Source organism: Dokdonia sp. Hel_I_63 (genome assembly GCF_007827285.1).
Lineage (GTDB): Bacteria > Bacteroidota > Bacteroidia > Flavobacteriales > Flavobacteriaceae > Dokdonia.
Genome location: NZ_VISD01000001.1, coordinates 1,197,970 through 1,215,893, shown reverse-complemented (window position 1 = coordinate 1,215,893; position 17,924 = coordinate 1,197,970). Strand labels below are relative to the sequence as shown.

General features: G+C 37.3%; 10 protein-coding genes. 8 read left to right on the top strand and 2 right to left on the bottom strand.

What is annotated here, in order from left to right:
* The first annotated feature begins 49 nt into the window (after positions 1-49).
* The 4 genes from murF to galE all read left to right on the top strand — a co-directional run bounded on the left by murF (position 50) and on the right by galE (position 7,521).
* Positions 50-1,324: a UDP-N-acetylmuramoyl-tripeptide--D-alanyl-D-alanine ligase gene (gene murF, locus JM84_RS05375; RefSeq protein WP_013750074.1), complete on the top strand. Its 1,275-nt coding sequence runs from the start codon at positions 50-52 to the stop codon at positions 1,322-1,324.
* A 110-nt stretch (positions 1,325-1,434) separates the two neighbouring features.
* A complete protein-coding gene (gene glpK / locus JM84_RS05370) occupies positions 1,435-4,614 on the top strand; it encodes a glycerol kinase GlpK (RefSeq protein ID WP_041295777.1) in 3,180 nt (1,059 codons plus the stop codon).
* Positions 4,615-4,747: 133 nt separating this feature from the next.
* The gene (locus tag JM84_RS05365) at positions 4,748-6,391 is read left to right on the top strand and encodes a solute:sodium symporter family transporter (RefSeq protein WP_144783099.1); all 1,644 of its coding nucleotides are present in this window, start codon (positions 4,748-4,750) and stop codon (positions 6,389-6,391) included.
* A 113-nt stretch (positions 6,392-6,504) separates the two neighbouring features.
* Entirely contained in the window at positions 6,505-7,521 is a 1,017-nt protein-coding gene (gene galE / locus JM84_RS05360; RefSeq protein WP_013750077.1) for a UDP-glucose 4-epimerase GalE, read from the top strand.
* Positions 7,522-7,633: 112 nt separating this feature from the next.
* Here the strand turns inward: galE and JM84_RS05355 are convergent, their stop codons facing one another.
* Complete coding sequence (locus tag JM84_RS05355; protein WP_013750078.1) at positions 7,634-8,320, bottom strand: hypothetical protein; 687 nt, start codon at positions 8,318-8,320, stop codon at positions 7,634-7,636.
* A 680-nt stretch (positions 8,321-9,000) separates the two neighbouring features.
* On the opposite strand from JM84_RS05355, the gene JM84_RS05350 reads away from it, so the two are divergent.
* The 4 genes from JM84_RS05350 to JM84_RS05335 are packed head-to-tail and all read left to right on the top strand — an operon-like array spanning position 9,001 to position 14,144.
* Entirely contained in the window at positions 9,001-9,669 is a 669-nt protein-coding gene (locus JM84_RS05350) for a TetR/AcrR family transcriptional regulator (RefSeq protein WP_013750079.1), read from the top strand.
* A 53-nt stretch (positions 9,670-9,722) separates the two neighbouring features.
* Positions 9,723-11,381, top strand: coding sequence for a peptidase domain-containing ABC transporter (locus tag JM84_RS05345; RefSeq protein ID WP_013750080.1), 1,659 nt, complete (start codon positions 9,723-9,725; stop codon positions 11,379-11,381).
* A gap of 7 nt (positions 11,382-11,388) precedes the next feature.
* Positions 11,389-12,744: an HlyD family secretion protein gene (locus JM84_RS05340; protein WP_013750081.1), complete on the top strand. Its 1,356-nt coding sequence runs from the start codon at positions 11,389-11,391 to the stop codon at positions 12,742-12,744.
* Positions 12,741-14,144: a TolC family protein gene (locus JM84_RS05335; RefSeq protein ID WP_013750082.1), complete on the top strand. Its 1,404-nt coding sequence runs from the start codon at positions 12,741-12,743 to the stop codon at positions 14,142-14,144. Before JM84_RS05340 ends, JM84_RS05335 begins: the two co-directional genes overlap by 4 nt.
* A 98-nt stretch (positions 14,145-14,242) precedes the next feature.
* On the opposite strand, the gene JM84_RS05330 is transcribed toward JM84_RS05335, so the two are convergent.
* On the bottom strand, positions 14,243-17,923 hold the full coding sequence (locus tag JM84_RS05330) for an ABC transporter permease/M1 family aminopeptidase (RefSeq protein ID WP_144783097.1): 3,681 nt from the start codon (positions 17,921-17,923) through the stop codon (positions 14,243-14,245).
* Position 17,924: the final 1 nt, after the last annotated feature.

The window sequence follows — 17,924 nt, the reverse complement described above, 5'->3', positions numbered from 1 at the left end:
TAAAAGCCCTCTTCCGAGGGCTTTTTTCATATTAAAAATTCACTTCATTATGACCATTGCAGAGCTACACTTCCATTTTTTAAACAGTAACGGAGTTTGTACTGACACAAGATCTCTACAAAAAAATCAGATTTACATTTCCCTTAAAGGAGATAACTTTAATGGTAATAAGTTTGCAAAACAAGCTCTTAAAGATGGCGCTAGGCTCGCAGTGATTGATGAAAAAGAATATGAAGATGATTATACTGTGCTGGTAGATGACGTTCTTAAAACATTGCAACAACTAGCAAACTACCACCGCAATTATCTTAACCTACCTATAATAGGTCTTACTGGAAGCAATGGAAAAACCACTACAAAAGAGCTTATAAACGCAGTGCTTTCCGAGAAGTACGTAACCGTAGCTACTAAAGGAAATCTTAACAATCACATAGGAGTACCACTCACACTCTTATCTATGGACAGCACTACAGAGATAGGCATTGTAGAAATGGGTGCAAACCATCAAGGAGAAATCGCAATGTTATGTGAGATTGCCCAACCTAACTTTGGATATATTACAAACTTTGGAAAAGCACACCTAGAAGGTTTTGGAGGATTTGAAGGTGTTATAAAAGGCAAAAGTGAACTTTATAATTATCTTAGAGATAATGAAGAAATGGCTTTTATAAACGACACAGACAAGCTACAAGTGGAAAAAGCTACTGGCATTACTTTACAAACATTTGGCTCTACAGAAAGTAAATACCCTATCAGCTTAGTAGATGGATCTGAGAGTCTTAAACTATCTTTTAAAAACACCACTATTAATAGCCAACTAATAGGGATCTATAATTATTCAAATATTGCTGTAGCTATTGCGATGGGCACTTATTTTGATGTGTCTATTGACCAAATTAAATCTGGAATTGAAGAATACATACCTGCAAATAATCGCTCTCAAATCATAAAGAAAGATTCTTATCGCATAATTCTAGATGCATATAATGCAAACCCTACGAGCATGGCGGCAGCTCTAGAAAACTTAAAGGCTACAAACACTACGACTATTGCGTTCATAGGTAATATGTTTGAAGTAGGTGTCACCTCAAAAGCAGAACATCAAGCGATGTTAGATTTAGCGCATCACCTTAGTATTGACCAAGTGTATGCAATAGGTCCAGATTTCTGTACTTCGGTACCTCAAGTGAACCAAGAGGTTTATGAAGATTATAATGCTTTCGCGAAAGCGTATTCAAGCAAAATTCCAAACGGCGCAACCGTACTTATAAAGGGTTCTAGAGGAATGAAAATGGAGCGAATATTAAATCTCTTAGAAAATTAACCCCAAAGATTCTCAATAGAGATAACTTTTGATTTTCTAAATATTAACTCTAGATCAATTAAAGATGTAATTCTTAACTTTAGGCGACTTCATTAATGAAGTTTCTCTCTATGGAAAAGAAATATATTATTGCATTTGATCAAGGCACAACGAGTACTAGAGCTATCATATTTGACCATCAAGGCACCATAAAAAACATTGCCCAAAAGGAACTTAAACAACATTACCCGAAACACGGGTGGGTAGAACACGATCCTATAGAGATTTTTGAAGCACAGCAAGCTACCTTCAAAGAGATTATCGAAACGTCTGACATATCTATCGATGAGATTGCTGCGATAGGTATTACTAACCAGAGAGAGACTACCGTAGTCTGGGATAAACATACTGGAAAACCTGTCTACAATGCTATTGTATGGCTGGATAAGCGCACTAAAGAGATTTGTGAACAATTAAAATCTCAAGATCTAGAAGAGTATGTGAATAAGAATACGGGACTCATTATAGACTCCTACTTCTCAGGAACTAAGGTCAAGTGGATCTTAGATAATGTAGATGACGCTTTCGCGAAAGCGCAACAAGGCGATTTACTTTTTGGAACTATAGACACTTGGCTTATTTGGAAATTCACCAATGGTGCTGTACACGCAACAGACCACTCTAATGCCAGCCGAACATTACTTTATAACATTATAGACTTAAAATGGGATGAAAAGATGCTAGAGGCATTAAACATTCCAGAGTCAATGCTACCTAAGGTTCAACATAGCGCCTCAGATTTTGGAAACATCATACTAGACGGCCAAAGCATTCCTATTTGTGGAGTTGCTGGAGATCAACAGGCTTCGCTTTTTGGACAAGGAGGTTACAAATCTGGAATAGCTAAAAACACCTACGGTACCGGTTGCTTCCTACTTATGAATACTGGAAAAAAACCTGTTACCTCAAAAAATGGACTGCTTACTACCCTATGTGCTAGCTTACCAGATGGTAAAGTTAAATATGCACTAGAAGGCTCCATATTTGCAGGAGGCGCATCTGTACAGTGGCTACGGGATAAACTTGACCTCATAGATCATGCAAGAGACACAGAAGATATCTGTATGAATACAGCAGCTACAGATGATTTATACGTAGTTCCTGCTTTTGCAGGACTAGGAGCTCCTTACTGGGACATGGATGCAAAAGGAGCAATTTATGGATTAACACTAGACTCAGGCAAAGAAGATATTATCAAAGCTACGGTAGATGCGATTGCCTATCAAACACGAGATGTTCTAGATGCAATGATTGAAGATTCTGGCAAACAAATGGAAGCGCTACGAGTAGATGGCGGGGCCACTGCAAATAATTACCTTATGCAATTTCAATCAGACATTCTTAACATAGCTGTAGATCGTCCAAAGATGCTAGAAGTTACTGCACTAGGAGCTGCATTTTTAGCTGGAATTCAAGCAGGCATTTGGAACAAAAAAGATATTTCTAAAATACGTCAAGTAGATTCCATTTTTGAACCAACGATCACTGAATATGAGCGTAACAAGAAATATACCGGCTGGAAAAATGCCGTAGCACGCACAAAGAGCACTACAAACCAGATGCTCACAACCCAAGAAGATATCCCAATGCGTTTCTCTGTACTTGACAGACAGCGCCAAATAGCTCGTGCACAAAAAGAAAAATTTGATCTTATTGTTATAGGTGGTGGTGTTACTGGAGCTGGAATTGTACTTGACGCTTCATCTCGTGGTATGAATGTATGTCTTATAGAAAAGAATGATTTTGCTTCTGGAACAAGTAATAAATCTACAAAGCTTATTCATGGTGGACTGCGTTACCTTAAGCAAATGGAGATAGGCTTAGTACAAGAGTCGGGAAGTGAACGAGCAATATTGCATACCCTTGCTCCTCACCTTGTTGTTCCAGAAAAAATGCTACTTCCACTTATAGAAGGTGGCACCTATGGAAAAATGATGACGGCAATAGGCTTAAAAGTTTATGACTTTCTTGCAAATGTAGAGGGTGATGATAAACGTAAAATGTTAAGCGCAGAAGAAACTGCTACCAGAGAACCTTTACTTAATAAAAACCAATTAATAGGTGGTGGTTATTATGCAGAGTATCGCACAGATGATGCACGACTTACCGTAGAGTTATTAAAAAAAGCAGCCAGTTTTGGCGCTACTATTATTAACTACTGCGAGATGAAAACCTTTAAATATGATGAGCAAGGAAAAATAAAAAGCTTACAATGTTTTGACCACAATACACAAAGAAATTTTAAACTTAAATCACAGCACTATGTATCTGCTGCAGGACCTTGGGTTGATCTTTTAAGAAAGAAAGACCACTCCATGAATAACAAGTATTTGCACCTTACAAAAGGGGTGCACATTGTATTCTCTAGAGAGCGTTTTCCATTAACCCAATCTATCTATTTTGATGTGCCGGATGGTCGTATGATTTTTGCCATCCCTCGCGGTAGATCAACATACGTAGGAACGACGGATACGAACTATAGCGGAAACCTCAACCGCGTTGTGGCTACTCAGGATGATGCAACCTACTTACTTGATGCGACTAATAATATGTTTCCTAGTGCTAACCTCACCATAGATGACATAGAGTCTAACTGGGCTGGACTAAGACCACTTATACATGAAGATGGAAAAGACCCTTCTGAATTGAGTCGTAAAGATGAGATTTTTGTGTCTGACACAGGGTTGATCTCTATTGCTGGCGGCAAACTTACTGGATATCGTAAAATGGCACAGCGAGTTATAGATCGCGTTCTTAAAGATGTGCCGGAGAAGAAGAAAGCACACCTCGTAAAATCATACACAGAAAAAATACCGCTTACCTCTGAGCCTTTAAAAAACACGGTAGAAGTAGATATCTACCAACAAGAGATTAAAAAGCGTCTTGAACATGTAGGTATTGTAAATGAATATCAAAGTTGGTACCTAGCAACTACGTATGGGAAGCAAAGCAATACCATCATTGATAAGATGAGTTATTTCTTAAATGAAAATCCAGAGGAGCGCTTAATACGTGCAGAAGTTTGGTACAGCATCCATCACGAGATGACAAACCGCCTTGCTGACTTTTTTGTGCGACGTACGGGTAGATTATATTTTGATATATACTCTGTGCATCAATATCGTGACCTCGTTCAAGAGGATATGATACGATATTTAGGTTGGGATGAAAAGAGAGTATTGCAGGAAAATGAATATCTCCATCTTCTCTTAAAAGATGCTAGTGAATATTATGAGGAAGAATTTGAGTAACACAAACTCTAAAAAAAACATTTCATTCTCTCTCACTAGCGAAAACGTTATCGTAAAAAGGTTCGTAATAGAACTCATAATATTATATTAAAAAGTCATATTTTACACGCTATACTAATAAACACCTAATTACATGGGACTCATTTCATTTCTTGGATTTACATTACTTGTAGCGGGATACGCTTGGTGGAAAACACGTGGTACTGATGAAAAAAGTGCAGACGGTTACTACCTAGGTGGTAGAAGTCTAGGCGCACTCACAATTGCAGGATCATTATTACTTACAAACCTCTCTGCAGAGCAAATTGTTGGACTTAACGGTCAAGCTTTCTCAGAAGGAATACTTGTAATGGCATGGGAAACACTCGCAGCAATTGCAATGGTAATTACAGCAGTTTATTTTCTACCTAAATATATGCACAAAGGAATCACCACGATTCCAGAATTTATAGAAGAACGCTTTGATGAAAACACAAAGGCTATTCTCTCTGTATTATTTCTCATCGCTTTTAGTATCGTCTTATTACCTACTATTCTTTACTCGGGTTCACTTGCCTTTAGCACAATGTTTGACTTACCTAGATTGTTAGGAATGTCTGAAAGTACATTAATCTGGCTTTGTGTGTGGACAATAGGTGTTATAGGAATTATATATGCGATTTTTGGAGGTCTTAAGGCAGTAGCCGTATCAGACTTAGTAAATGCCGTTGGTCTCTTAATAGGAGGATTACTAATCCCATATTTTGGTCTCAAAATGATAGGTGATGGTAGTGTAGGTGCTGGTCTGAACGAGTTATGGACAGAAAATCAAGATAAATTTGATGTAACTGGAGATGTAACATCATCTATTCCTGTGGGGACTATTTTTACAGGTATGATGATTGCGCAGATGTATTACTGGGGAACAAATCAAGCTATTTTACAACGTGTTTTTGGAGCAAAAAGCCTTAAAGAAGGTCAAAAAGGAATGATGCTAGCTGCCTTTGTGAAATTTTTAATACCTGTGATTGTAGTATTACCAGGTATCATAGCTTGGCACCTGTTTGAAGGAGATTTAAGCTCTGCAGATAAAGCTTATCCAGAACTTGTAAAAGAGGTTCTACCTCCAGCGCTTGTTGGTTTTTTTGCGGCTGTTTTATTTGGAGCTGTACTTAGTTCTTTTAATAGTTTATTAAATAGTAGTGCAACGCTATTTGGGTTTGATCTGTATAAAAAATTCTTTAACCGCGATGCTTCAGAGCATAAAGCGGTAAAGGCTGGAAAGCTTTTTGGAGTTGTTGTTGCTATTATCGCAATGATAATTGCCCCGTTTATTGCAAATGCACCTGCAGGGTTATTTGATTACATCCAGCAAGCCTTGGGAAGTCTTAGTGTTCCTATTCTTGCAGTAGTACTTGTAGGTATTATAACAAAAAAAGTACCCGCCATAGGTGCAAAAATTGTTTTAATAGCTGGTGTAATTATGTACGTATGTACCATATTTATGAGACCTAGCTATCAAGCAACTGCCCTTGCAGAGGCAGATGCAAATGGCATAACAGATGCTGCACAACTCGCAATCATAAAAGCGGAGGCATTCCCTCATTTTTTACATATTATGGGAATTTTATTTGTGGTGAATGTAATTATCATGCTCATAGTAGGGGCTATTAAGCCTAAAACAGATATTTACGTACCTAAGCAAACAGAAGCGATAGATACTACTCCGTGGAAATATGCATACATCGTAGGCGCACTAATCGTATTACTAGTATTAAGTACCTACCTCATTTTTTAAATATGGTAAACATCCGCTTTCGCGAAAATGGAAAGTGGCATCATTAAGTACTTAGTATTAATAGAGGACTGACAAAATCAATTACTTTAGCAGATATCTAAATAGGTTATAGAATGAAAATTTTAGTAACAGGAGGTCTAGGTTTTATAGGGTCACACACAGTTGTTGAACTTCAACAAATTGGACACGATGTGGTAATTATTGACAACTGCTCAAATTCCTCAACAGATGTCTTAAAGGGCATATCAAATATTACAGGTACGACTCCGCTTTTTGAAGAATTTGATCTTCGTGATAAGTCAAAAGTGCAAGACTTCTTTGATCGTCATAATGATATCACGGGTGTCATCCATTTTGCGGCATCAAAAGCGGTGGGTGAAAGCGTAAAGGAACCTTTATTATACTATGAAAATAATCTTGTCACCTTAATTTACATCCTTCAAGAATTACAAAAAAAGGAGAAAGCTTCATTTATTTTCAGCTCTTCTTGCGCTGTATACGGGCAGGCAGATGAGTTACCTATCACAGAAAATGCAGCTGTTAAACCAGCGACATCACCTTATGGAAACACAAAACAAGTAGGTGAAGAAATCATACGTGACACTTGCAGTATACAACCACAACTTAATGCTATCTCCTTAAGATACTTTAATCCCATAGGAGCGCATCCTACTGCAGAGATAGGTGAATTACCACTAGGAGTACCTGCAAATCTGGTTCCTTTTATTACACAAACGGGAATAGGGCTAAGGGAGGAGCTATCTGTTTTTGGTAATGACTACCCTACTCCAGATGGTACTGCTGTACGTGACTACATACATGTGGTAGATCTTGCAAAGGCACATGTAATTGCGCTAGAACGGCTCATTAAAGAGAACAACACGTCTAATTATGAAGTTTTTAATGTGGGAACAGGCACAGGTAGCTCAGTATTAGAAGTGATCAACTCTTATGAAAAAGTAGCCGAAAAATCACTTAAATATAAGATTGTAGATAAACGAGAAGGTGATGTCACAGCTGCTTATGCAGATACAGACAAAGCAAATAATGAACTAGGCTGGAAAGCAGAAAGCTCGCTAGATGAAGCCATGGCTTCTGCCTGGAAATGGGAACAAAAAATTAGACCCTAATAAGGATGATGTGATAATAAAAAAAGCTCTCAGTATTACTGAGAGCTTTTTTATGTGCAGCTTTTAACAAGCACCACTTAAAAAAATTCCTATTTGAGATAGCAAGTACTACCTATTCTTGTTCAAAGTCAATAGTTGCCTCAAAATCCTCTACATATTTAATATCTTCAAACCATCGGTTTGAACTTAGTACATCAAATGTTATAGCCGTTTCTTCTTGTGATACTTTTTTAAGTTGCCAGATAATATTTGCAGCATCAGTTAGGCCTCCGTGTGCTAACTCATCTTTAAAAAGTCTTTTGAGAAGTGTGTTATCTGGCATTCCTTGAGCTAGTATACGTATAACTTGCTCTTCTGTATCTTCATTAAATACATCAAGCATCATACTACTCTTTACACTAAAAGTAACATTAAAATGTATCGCTTTAGGGTGTGGAAACTTTCCGTTGTAGGCTTTGTATAAAATTTGACCTGCATTAAAAAATGCTTCATGCATAGACAGGTCTGAGTATTCTTCCCATGGATGCTCGTTGAGCATCTCATGTGATAGGTTCTCTCTTTGCCCTTTATTGAGCTGGTCTTTAAAAAGGTATTCTAGTATGATTTCGGCAGCATCGTTGGTTTCATTATCAGATAGGGAAAGAAGCGCCATTTCTTCAAGCTCTGCATCCGTCATACCTGTAGTATCGCCATAATCCATTATCTCTAACAGCTTCTTATAGTCATCTATACTCCAAGCGCCCGGAAGCTTTTCTATAGTTTTTACGTGATCTGGTGATACTTTAAAATTAATTTTCATAGTGCATTATTTATTACTTGAAGGTATGCAAATGCTCGTCTCGTTATAGTTAAGAATTATATAATTATTGCACCACGATAAATTACCCAGTAATGCAATGGCAGTAGTATCTAGCCCCGATTGCAATGTAAATCCCGCAGCTGTCTGGCACGGCCAGACGCGAGGAATTGCAATGTAAAGCGGGATACTACAATGCAAATACAAAATATCCAATCGCTCCTAAATAAACTCTTTTAATTCAAGGAAGGGAAAAATATACAATAAGCATATAATCATACACAATAAGGTCGCTTGTAACTGTTTATCTATTGCTGTGTAATAATGAGTAACAAGATTATGAAAACAATCCTATTTTCATTTTATAAAGGTTTTTAGAAAAGCAAGTAGAAAGTCTAATGAACAGTAGAAATTCAATAGTTATTTAGCTGATAGTTAATTGAGTATTTACAGACAACCCATACCAATGGAGCGCAGAGCTTTGTATAATAAATTTAGTGAGAAGAGAGTAGCAACATACTTCTCATCGCTACCTAGTATATATTGATGTTTAGCTTTCGCGAAGGCGCTCTCTTTTAAAACATAAATGCCGTTAAAAAAAATATGTACATCTGATAGTCATATTTTCACAATAAATAGTTAAACTTTTTATTATAATAGTATTACTATCATATCTTTGTAAAATGGAACAACTTCATATACAGATTACTATTGATCCAGCGTTGTATACACGTAATCCCGAGACAACAGAGCTTGGTAGAAATATTGTGTGCAAGAGTATAGAAATGATTGATGAGCTAGGCTTTGAAAAGTTTACATTTAAAAAACTGGGTATTGCAATTAACTCAAATGAAAGTTCAATTTATAGATATTTTGATAGTAAACACACCTTGCTAGTTTATCTTACTAGCTGGTACTGGAGCTGGGTAGAATATAAACTTGTATTCTCTACCACAAACGTTCCAGACCCAGATATAAAGCTTAAAAATGCTCTTGCACTCATTACCAAAAATGTCACACAGGACAATTCGGTCTCATATGTAAATGAAATACTCTTACATCGTATAATCATTTCCGAGAGTGCTAAAGCATATCACACAAAAGATGTAGATAAAGAAAATGCAAAAGGATTTTACAAAACATATAAACGTGTAGTGCAACGCATAAGTGATATTGTTCTTGAGATTAACCCAAATTATGCGTTTCCTCATATGCTTATCTCAACGGTCATAGAAGGAGCACACCATCAACGTTATTTCTCTAAACATCTTCCTGCTCTTACAAATGTAGAGGAAGGGCAGAACACAATAGAAAAGTTTTATACCGATATGGTTTTTAAAGCCATTAACTAAGATATTATTTAAACAAAAATCTCTGTTATGGAGATGAAAAACACCGTTTTTCAATGAAAGAAATGACACCTTGGCAACGATTTGTAAATATGCTCGAACTAGATAGACGAGATATCAAACAAATTTTATTTTACGCAATTTTCGCCGGACTTGTAGCGCTTACATTACCACTAGGTATCCAAGCTATTATTAACCTCATTCAAGGTGCTCAAGTGAGTACTTCTTGGATTGTACTCGTTATTCTAGTAACGCTAGGAGTAGCCTTTCAAGGGATCTTGCAATTAATGCAAGTACGTATCCTTGAAAACATACAGCAGAAAATATTTACCCGTTCTTCTTTTGAGTTTGCTTATCGCTTCCCTAAATTAAAAATGAGCGAACTAGACAATTATTATCCGCCAGAGCTGGCAAATCGTTTTTTTGATACGCTTACGGTTCAAAAAGGATTATCAAAAATTTTATTAGACTTTCCTGCGGCTATACTACAAATACTCTTTGGGTTAATATTGCTTTCTTTTTACCACCCATTTTTCATCATATATGGTTTTCTACTCGTAATACTCGTGTACTTGGTATTCAAGTTTACAGCAAAAAAGGGTCTTGAAACTAGTCTTGCAGAGTCTAAGAGTAAATATAAAGTAGCACACTGGTTACAAGAAATAGCACGATCACTTATAAGCTTTAAGCTTTCTGGACGTACTTCACTCGCGATGAATCGTAATAATAAGCTCACACAATCATATCTAGAGGCCCGTGAAGGTCACTTTAGAGTATTGATGTTACAGTTTATACAGATGATAGGTTTTAAGGTACTCGTTACAGCAGGGCTTCTTGTTATAGGTGGACTCTTAGTTCTTAATCAGCAAATGAATATAGGACAGTTTGTAGCGGCTGAGATCATCATCTTATTAGTCATAAGTTCTGTCGAGAAGCTTATTTCCGGATTAGAAAGTTTTTATGATGTACTTACTTCCCTGGAAAAAATAGGGCAAGTGGTTGATAAAAAACTAGAGCCACAAGAAGGTACAGACCCTTTTGAAATTAATGAGGATATGGATATCTACATGGATAGTGTGAGCTATAGCACTCCAGAAACCGGTACTATACTTAATAATATTACCTTGAATTTAAAAACTAGTGATCGCATTTTAATAACAGGCTTATCTGGATCTGGAAAAACTACTTTATTAAAATTACTATCAGGTGTTATACAACCATCTTCTGGAGGTATCTATGTTAATAATTTCTCTTTTAAAGGGATGCGACCAAATGCTTATCGCTCTAAGATAGGCCAGGTACTCCCAGAACAAAATCCTTTTGAGGGGAGCATTTTAGAGAATATTAGTTTTGGTAACCCAGAAGTGTCATCGGCTAGGGTCAATGAGGTTATTAGAATAGTAGGCTTACAAGAATTTGTGCGCACACAACCTAATGGATTACAAACGAAATTGTTTCCAGAAGGGCAAAAAATACCGCACACAATCTCAAAACGAATACTTTTAGCAAGATCATTTGTTCATGAACCTAAGGTACTATTACTTAAAGACGCACTCGAGCATTTTGAAGAAACTCAAGCTCGAGAGATCATGGCTTATCTCGCTAGTCCAGAGAGACCGTGGGCACTTATAGTCGCAAGTAATAACAAAGACTGGAGAGCTATGTGTAATCAACATATAGAACTCGAAGAAGGTAATATCATTTTAAAATCATAATAAAGCGATGCTTAATATATCAAACAATCAACTTAATAAGAAGATAGATGTAGGTGGCTATTCGGCTTTTGCTAAGGCGCACAAGACAAGGCACTATAAATACTTCAATAGATTCTTACTAGCCTTTGCTATCATAGGTGTAATTGTACTCTTTTTACCATGGACTCAAAACGTTAATGGCAAAGGTTATGTCACTACATTAACTCCAGATCAAAGACCGCAAACTATACAATCTCCTATTCCTGGACGTGTAGAACAGTGGTACGTACTAGAAGGCGACTATGTAGCAAAAGGAGATACTATTTTGCGCATTTCTGAAATCAAGAATGAGTATCAAGATCCTCTCCTTGCAGAACGTACGAGACAACAACGCGATGCAAAAAGTAATGCTGTTGGTTCTTATAAATCTAAGGTAGTAGCTCTTGAAAATCAATTAGGCGCTTTACAACGTGAACGTGCACTAAAACTAGAACAAGCAGAAAACAAATTAAAGCAAGCTCGTTTTAAAGTACAAAGCGATAGTATTGATCTTGTTGCGGCGACTACTAATCGAGATATTGCTTTAAAACAATATGAACGTACTGCTACGCTAGAGGCAGAAGGTTTAAAATCTACAGCAGATGTAGAAGACAAGAGACTTAAACTACAAGAGACAGAGGCTAAGCTTATTTCTCAAAACAATAAATTACTAGCGAGCAAGAACAATGTTCTTAATGCTTCTATTGATATATCGAGAACTAGTGCGGAATATGCTGAAAAAATAAGCAAAGCGCAAAGTGATAAGTTTAGCGCATCCAGTGCGCAATATGATACAGAAGCGCAAGTGAGTAAACTAGCGAATGCAAGTACCAACTACGAGATGCGTAGTGCACTGCAGTATATTACAGCTCCTCAAAATGGATTTATAAATAAAGCTATTAAATCAGGTATAGGTGAGACTTTTAAAGAAGGAGAGCAACTAGTAGGCATTATGCCTGCAGACTATGACCTCGCCGTGGAGACTTTTGTGAGACCTATAGACTTACCGCTTATACATGCTGGGGAAAAAATACGTGTTCAGTTTGACGGGTGGCCGGCAATCGTTTTTAGTGGATGGCCAGATGCCTCTTTCGGGACCTATGGAGGAACCGTAGTTGCTGTCGAAACATTCATAAGTACAAATGGAAAATTTAGAGTACTTATTGCACCAGATAAAGAAGCAGAGGATTGGCCAAAAAATGTACGCGTAGGCTCTGGAGCACAAACTATCGCCTTACTACAAGATGTTCCTATCTGGTACGAGTTATGGAGACAGCTTAACGGGTTTCCACCAGATTACTATTTGCCAGAAGGTACTTTAACGCCTAGAAAAGAGAAAAAATGAGGTTACTTATAAAATATACAGTACTTGTGTTGTGTTACGCTTTCGCGAAAGCGGGACTAGCTCAAACACCTGTACTTTCTCCACAAAGTATTTCTTTTGAGGAATACTTAGGGTATGTAAAGCAACATCATCCATTAATCAAGCAAGCCGAATTAGTGTTAAGCACAGGAGAAGCAAATCTGCTCAAAGCAAGAGGAGGTTTTGATCCCAAAATTGAGGTAGACTATGACCGTAAAAAGTTTAAAGACACCGAATATTTTGATCAGCTTAACGCTACTTTTAAAATCCCTACATGGTACGGAATTGAGCTAAAAGGAAGTTTTGAAGAAAACACAGGTGAGTTTCTCAATCCTAATCTTACAGTTCCCGAAGATGGATTATATAGCGCCGGAGTTTCCTTTGCACTAGCACAAGGGCTACTTATTAATGAACGTATGGCTACGTTAAAGAAAGCACGCTTTTTTGAACAGCAAACCATTGCAGATCGTGACTTACTCGTAAACAACTTAATTTATGAGGCGAGCTTGGCTTATTTTGACTGGGTAGAAGCAGAAAATGAAAAAGCTATTTACGGTACTTTTTTAGAGAATGCCACCACCAGACTAGACGCCGTAACAAGAAGCGTAGCAGAAGGTGACAAAGCGGCCATAGACATTACAGAAGCTAGAATCACTGCTCAAACAAGACGTCTTGATCTAGAAGCTGCCTCGCTTAAGGCTCAAAAGGCACGCCTAGTTGCGAGTAATTTTTTATGGATAGATGGTATTCCATTAGAAATACAAGAAACGGTGTATCCAGAAAAACCTGAACTTGCAGTACTGGACGCCTCTCTATTATTAGTAGGAATCACAGATACCTCGGTTTTTTTAAATAATCACCCTAAGCTTAAAAGTCTAGACGCAAAAATTGATGGCTTAGAAGTAGATCGATTTTTAAAGAAAAACAAGTTGCTTCCTAAGGTAAACTTGCAATACAATTTTCTATCACCAGATGCAGATCGCTTAGATGGTTTTAATACGGCAAATTACAAGGCTTTTGTAGATGTGAGCTTTCCTATTTTCTTGCGTAAGGAACGCGGAGATCTAAATCTCGCTAAGCTTAAAGTTCAAGACGCCGAGTTTGAACGTACAGCAACTTCCCTGGCTATCAAAAACAAGCTTGACGCCACAGAGGCAGAGATTACATCCCTTTTAGAACAAAATAACCTCATCACTGAGATTGTGGTAGATTATGAAGCCCTTGTAAAAGCTGAGGAGCGTAAATTTTTTCTAGGAGAAAGTTCACTATTCCTCATTAATTCCCGCGAGCAAAAGTTAATAGACGCAAGACTTAAAGCAAATGCCCTTTCTGTAAAGGAACTTACGGCAAAGGCAAAGTTGTATAATGCGGCAGGGCTATAAATCCATCATGACATTGCGATAGCAACTTATTATTAAGCATAAAAAAGCCGTAATTCTATATAAGAATTACGGCTTTTACTTTTAAAAATCATCAGAAGTTATTCTTTCTTGTCGCTACCGCTTTCTTTTACTTTCTTACGGTTATCACTACCACGACGGTCTATCAATTTATTAAAAGGATCTATTCCAGCTTCTACTGGTTTCTCATCAACTATCACATCAAAACCATTGTTGATGTCGCTCACTTTCACTTTCTTTAGATACAGTACATTCTCTGCTCCTGTTTCCTTATCCTCTTCGCCAAAAACCCCTAGCTCAATATAATCTGCTAGTGGTAAGGATGCAATGGCATCCTCCTCACCTTCTGGAGTAAATGAAAGACTATCGCCTGTGATGGACTTATATTCTTTTTTACCCTTCTTTTTTGAACGATACTTACTTATAATCGCATCTATATGTACAGCATAACTACCATCTGGCAATTCTGTATAAGTGGCATCTTCTACTTTGTTATCATAAAGCGTGATGGTCTCAAACATATCTGTAACTAGATATTTAAGCGAGTCTGGTGTTACCGCTTTTATATCTGCCACAAACTCTGTAGCTACTGGATAAGGACGTCCTTTAAATTGATATTTCTCGGCAAAGCGTTTTGCCACACCGTTAAAGACATCTTCTCCTAAGTAATCACTCATAGCATATAATACTAATGATCCCTTCTGATAATGAATATACTGTTGGTTCTCATTATACATTAACGGCTGCTCCTTAATCTGCTCGCCAGTTCTACCAGTAAGATATCCATCCATCGCGTCTTTTAAGAAACGACGCATCTGGTTTTTACCATAGGTTTTCTCAAGCACCTTGAGCGAACTATACTCAGACATACTTTCTGACAGTAATGTTGCTCCTTTAGCCTGTGCTCCTATTACTTGGTGAGCCCACCACTGGTGTGCTAGCTCATGAGCAGTTATTGCCAGCGGATAATCTACTGCATCTTGATCATCATCATCTACATCTGCTACAAAACCTACCCCTTCGCTAAAAGGGATTGTGTTTGCAAAGGCCTGTGCAAAGCTTCCATAAGCCTTAGGAAACTCTATAATTCGAACTTGCTTATGCTGGTAAGGTGTATAATTCTCGTTATAATAAGCGAGACCCTTTTTCATACCATTCATCATACGATCAAGGTTATACGTATGACCAGGATTGTAATAAATCTCTAGATTAATTCCTTGGTATTCTTCTCGCATCACTTCATATTCTGCACTTAAGAAAGAATAGAAATTGAGCATTTTTGAATCCATTTTGTAATGAAAATACTTTCTTCCATCCTCTTCCCACTCCTTTATAAGGTATCCAGGCGCAATCGCTATTTGCTTTGGGGAAGTACTCAACGTAGCCTCAAAGTCTATCCAGTCACTATAACCTCCTATATAACTACGATCTCTTGCTCCAGGAGCATCTGGATCTGGTAAGCGGTCCTTAGGTGCAAGATCATACTTTTCACGTAGTTGTGTGTTTCTTAATTCAAAATTATCATTGTAACCTATAGAAGGAAACATGCCATAGTTGACAAAGGTTCCATTAGTAGAAATAGGCGATTTATCATCTAGAAATTTGTTCTCCTCATTATGCATGGTAAACTTAAACACTAAAGTATCTCCAGGCTTCATAGGCTTACTAAAAGCATACATTTTATAGTTGTAGTCTTCATTATCATAAACCACTTCTGCATCTCTATCTAGCGTGATTTCTGTAGGATAATCTGTGAGGTTCACATGTAAAGTATCTATGGCTACACTATCCTTATTAACCATTGTAAAGGTCGCTCCTGCTTTAAAATCTCTCGTTTTTGGATACATATCCATAAACGTATTTACTGCAATAAGCCTAGGTTGTGGTATTCCTGCATACTTTCCTAAATCTCTTTCGGCTTGCACACGTAGTTCTTCACGTTCTTTTCCTGTGAGTAATTCATTCTCTACATTATTGACGTACCAAGAGTAACTACCTATCCCTAAAAATATCACTAGAGAAACTGCTGCTGTTGCTATGATGGGTGTAGATAATCTCGCTTTCGCGAAAGCGATACGACCTTTTACATTGGTCCCCACACCGCGTCTGTAGAATAAGATAGCTGCCATTAAAAGAATAACGCCAAATGAAATCCAATACACTCTAAACGTATAAAAACGAGGTAACACCGTACCATAACCATCAAAATCTGAAGGGCTAGGTGTACCACCCGAATTGAAATCATAAATAGCTTGCTCTACTCCAATTGCATTTTGCAATAACGGAATCGCGACAGCAAGCACTAATAAAGTTACTAGGCCAAGCCATTTATTTTTAATCAATGTATGCACGAAAAGCGCCATCAAAATCCACGGAATATACTTCCAGATATTGATAAAAAAAGCTTGAAATACATAAAGGTCTATCTGGTAATCATAAAAGCCATTTGCCGTTTGAAATGCTAGACCACAAAGAATAAGTACTACTTGTAAAAAGCCTGTCATAAGAAATAGCGATATCCCTTTTGACACTAGAAATACCCAGTCTTTTGTAGGCGTTACATCGACTATCTGGTTGAGATGAGCTGCCCTAGAGCGATCCATCAAGAATCCAGCATACAGATGAATAAGTAAAAATGAAAATATGATAATGTATGCAGATGGCTCTGCAAGCATGGTCCACGTTTTTGGTAGTATAGCCGTGTTAAAAATGAGCTGAGAAAAACTCATCATTACAATGGTAAGTACAATGGCTAGAAAACTGATAATAATAAACGGCCAGCCTGTAATTATATATTTAGTATCACTTTTTACCAATAGCCATAGGGTTTTTAATTGCCCAACAAGAGAGAAATCTGTAGATACTGCTGGCATTTCAATGTTTCTTACTTCACTAAAGTTTTTCTTAGTTGCTCTTACCGTCTTTTTCTTGAAAAGACGAATGGTCATTGCATGTTGAGAAAAATTAAAGCGTGCAATAATCCCAAATAAAATTGCAAATGAAATGAGTGCCCATAATAAACGGTTATACAGCAATGCTCCCACCATAGGTATAGAACGATTATTTTGTTCAATAGGAGTCCAGTACTCTGTCGCATTTGCCAGTGCCACATTTGCCATAGGGTCTAATAATGAGAACCAAAATTTGTCATCTGCATTATCAGCCATGCTTGTAGCGATAAGCTGTATGATAATCATGGTGAGTATGGCCATGAAACCTATATTCATGTTACGTGTGAACACCACAATAGCAAAAACTATAGCACTATAAAAAAGTACGTTAGGGAAAATTATGAACGCAAATGGCTGTATATAGTTCCATAATCCAAAAGGCCCCAAAAGTTCTTCATTTGTTCCAGGCAATATAGAACCTATCAATAACCCTAAAATAGTCGCAGCGGCAATACAAAGATTTACCGTTATTGCTGCAGAGAATTTTGCTAGAAGGTACTGCACCTTTGTAAGGGGATAAGAATACAATACATTATGCATATTATTTTTAAAATCTCTATCTATAGTTCCTCCAGTAATTGATGGAATTAACAAATAAGATAGCAATGCCAGCTGGGATAAAATACCCGTTATTGCCAGCGGACTATTAAGATATACATTGCTAGTTACAGTGACATTATCACTACTAAACACGCCTAACCCAGCTGCCATAATCAAGACACCTAGTAAAAACATGATTGCTGCAAAAATGTAAAAAAGTGGCTTCTTAAACCACGTTCTTATTTCGTGTAGATATATTGTGCTGAACATA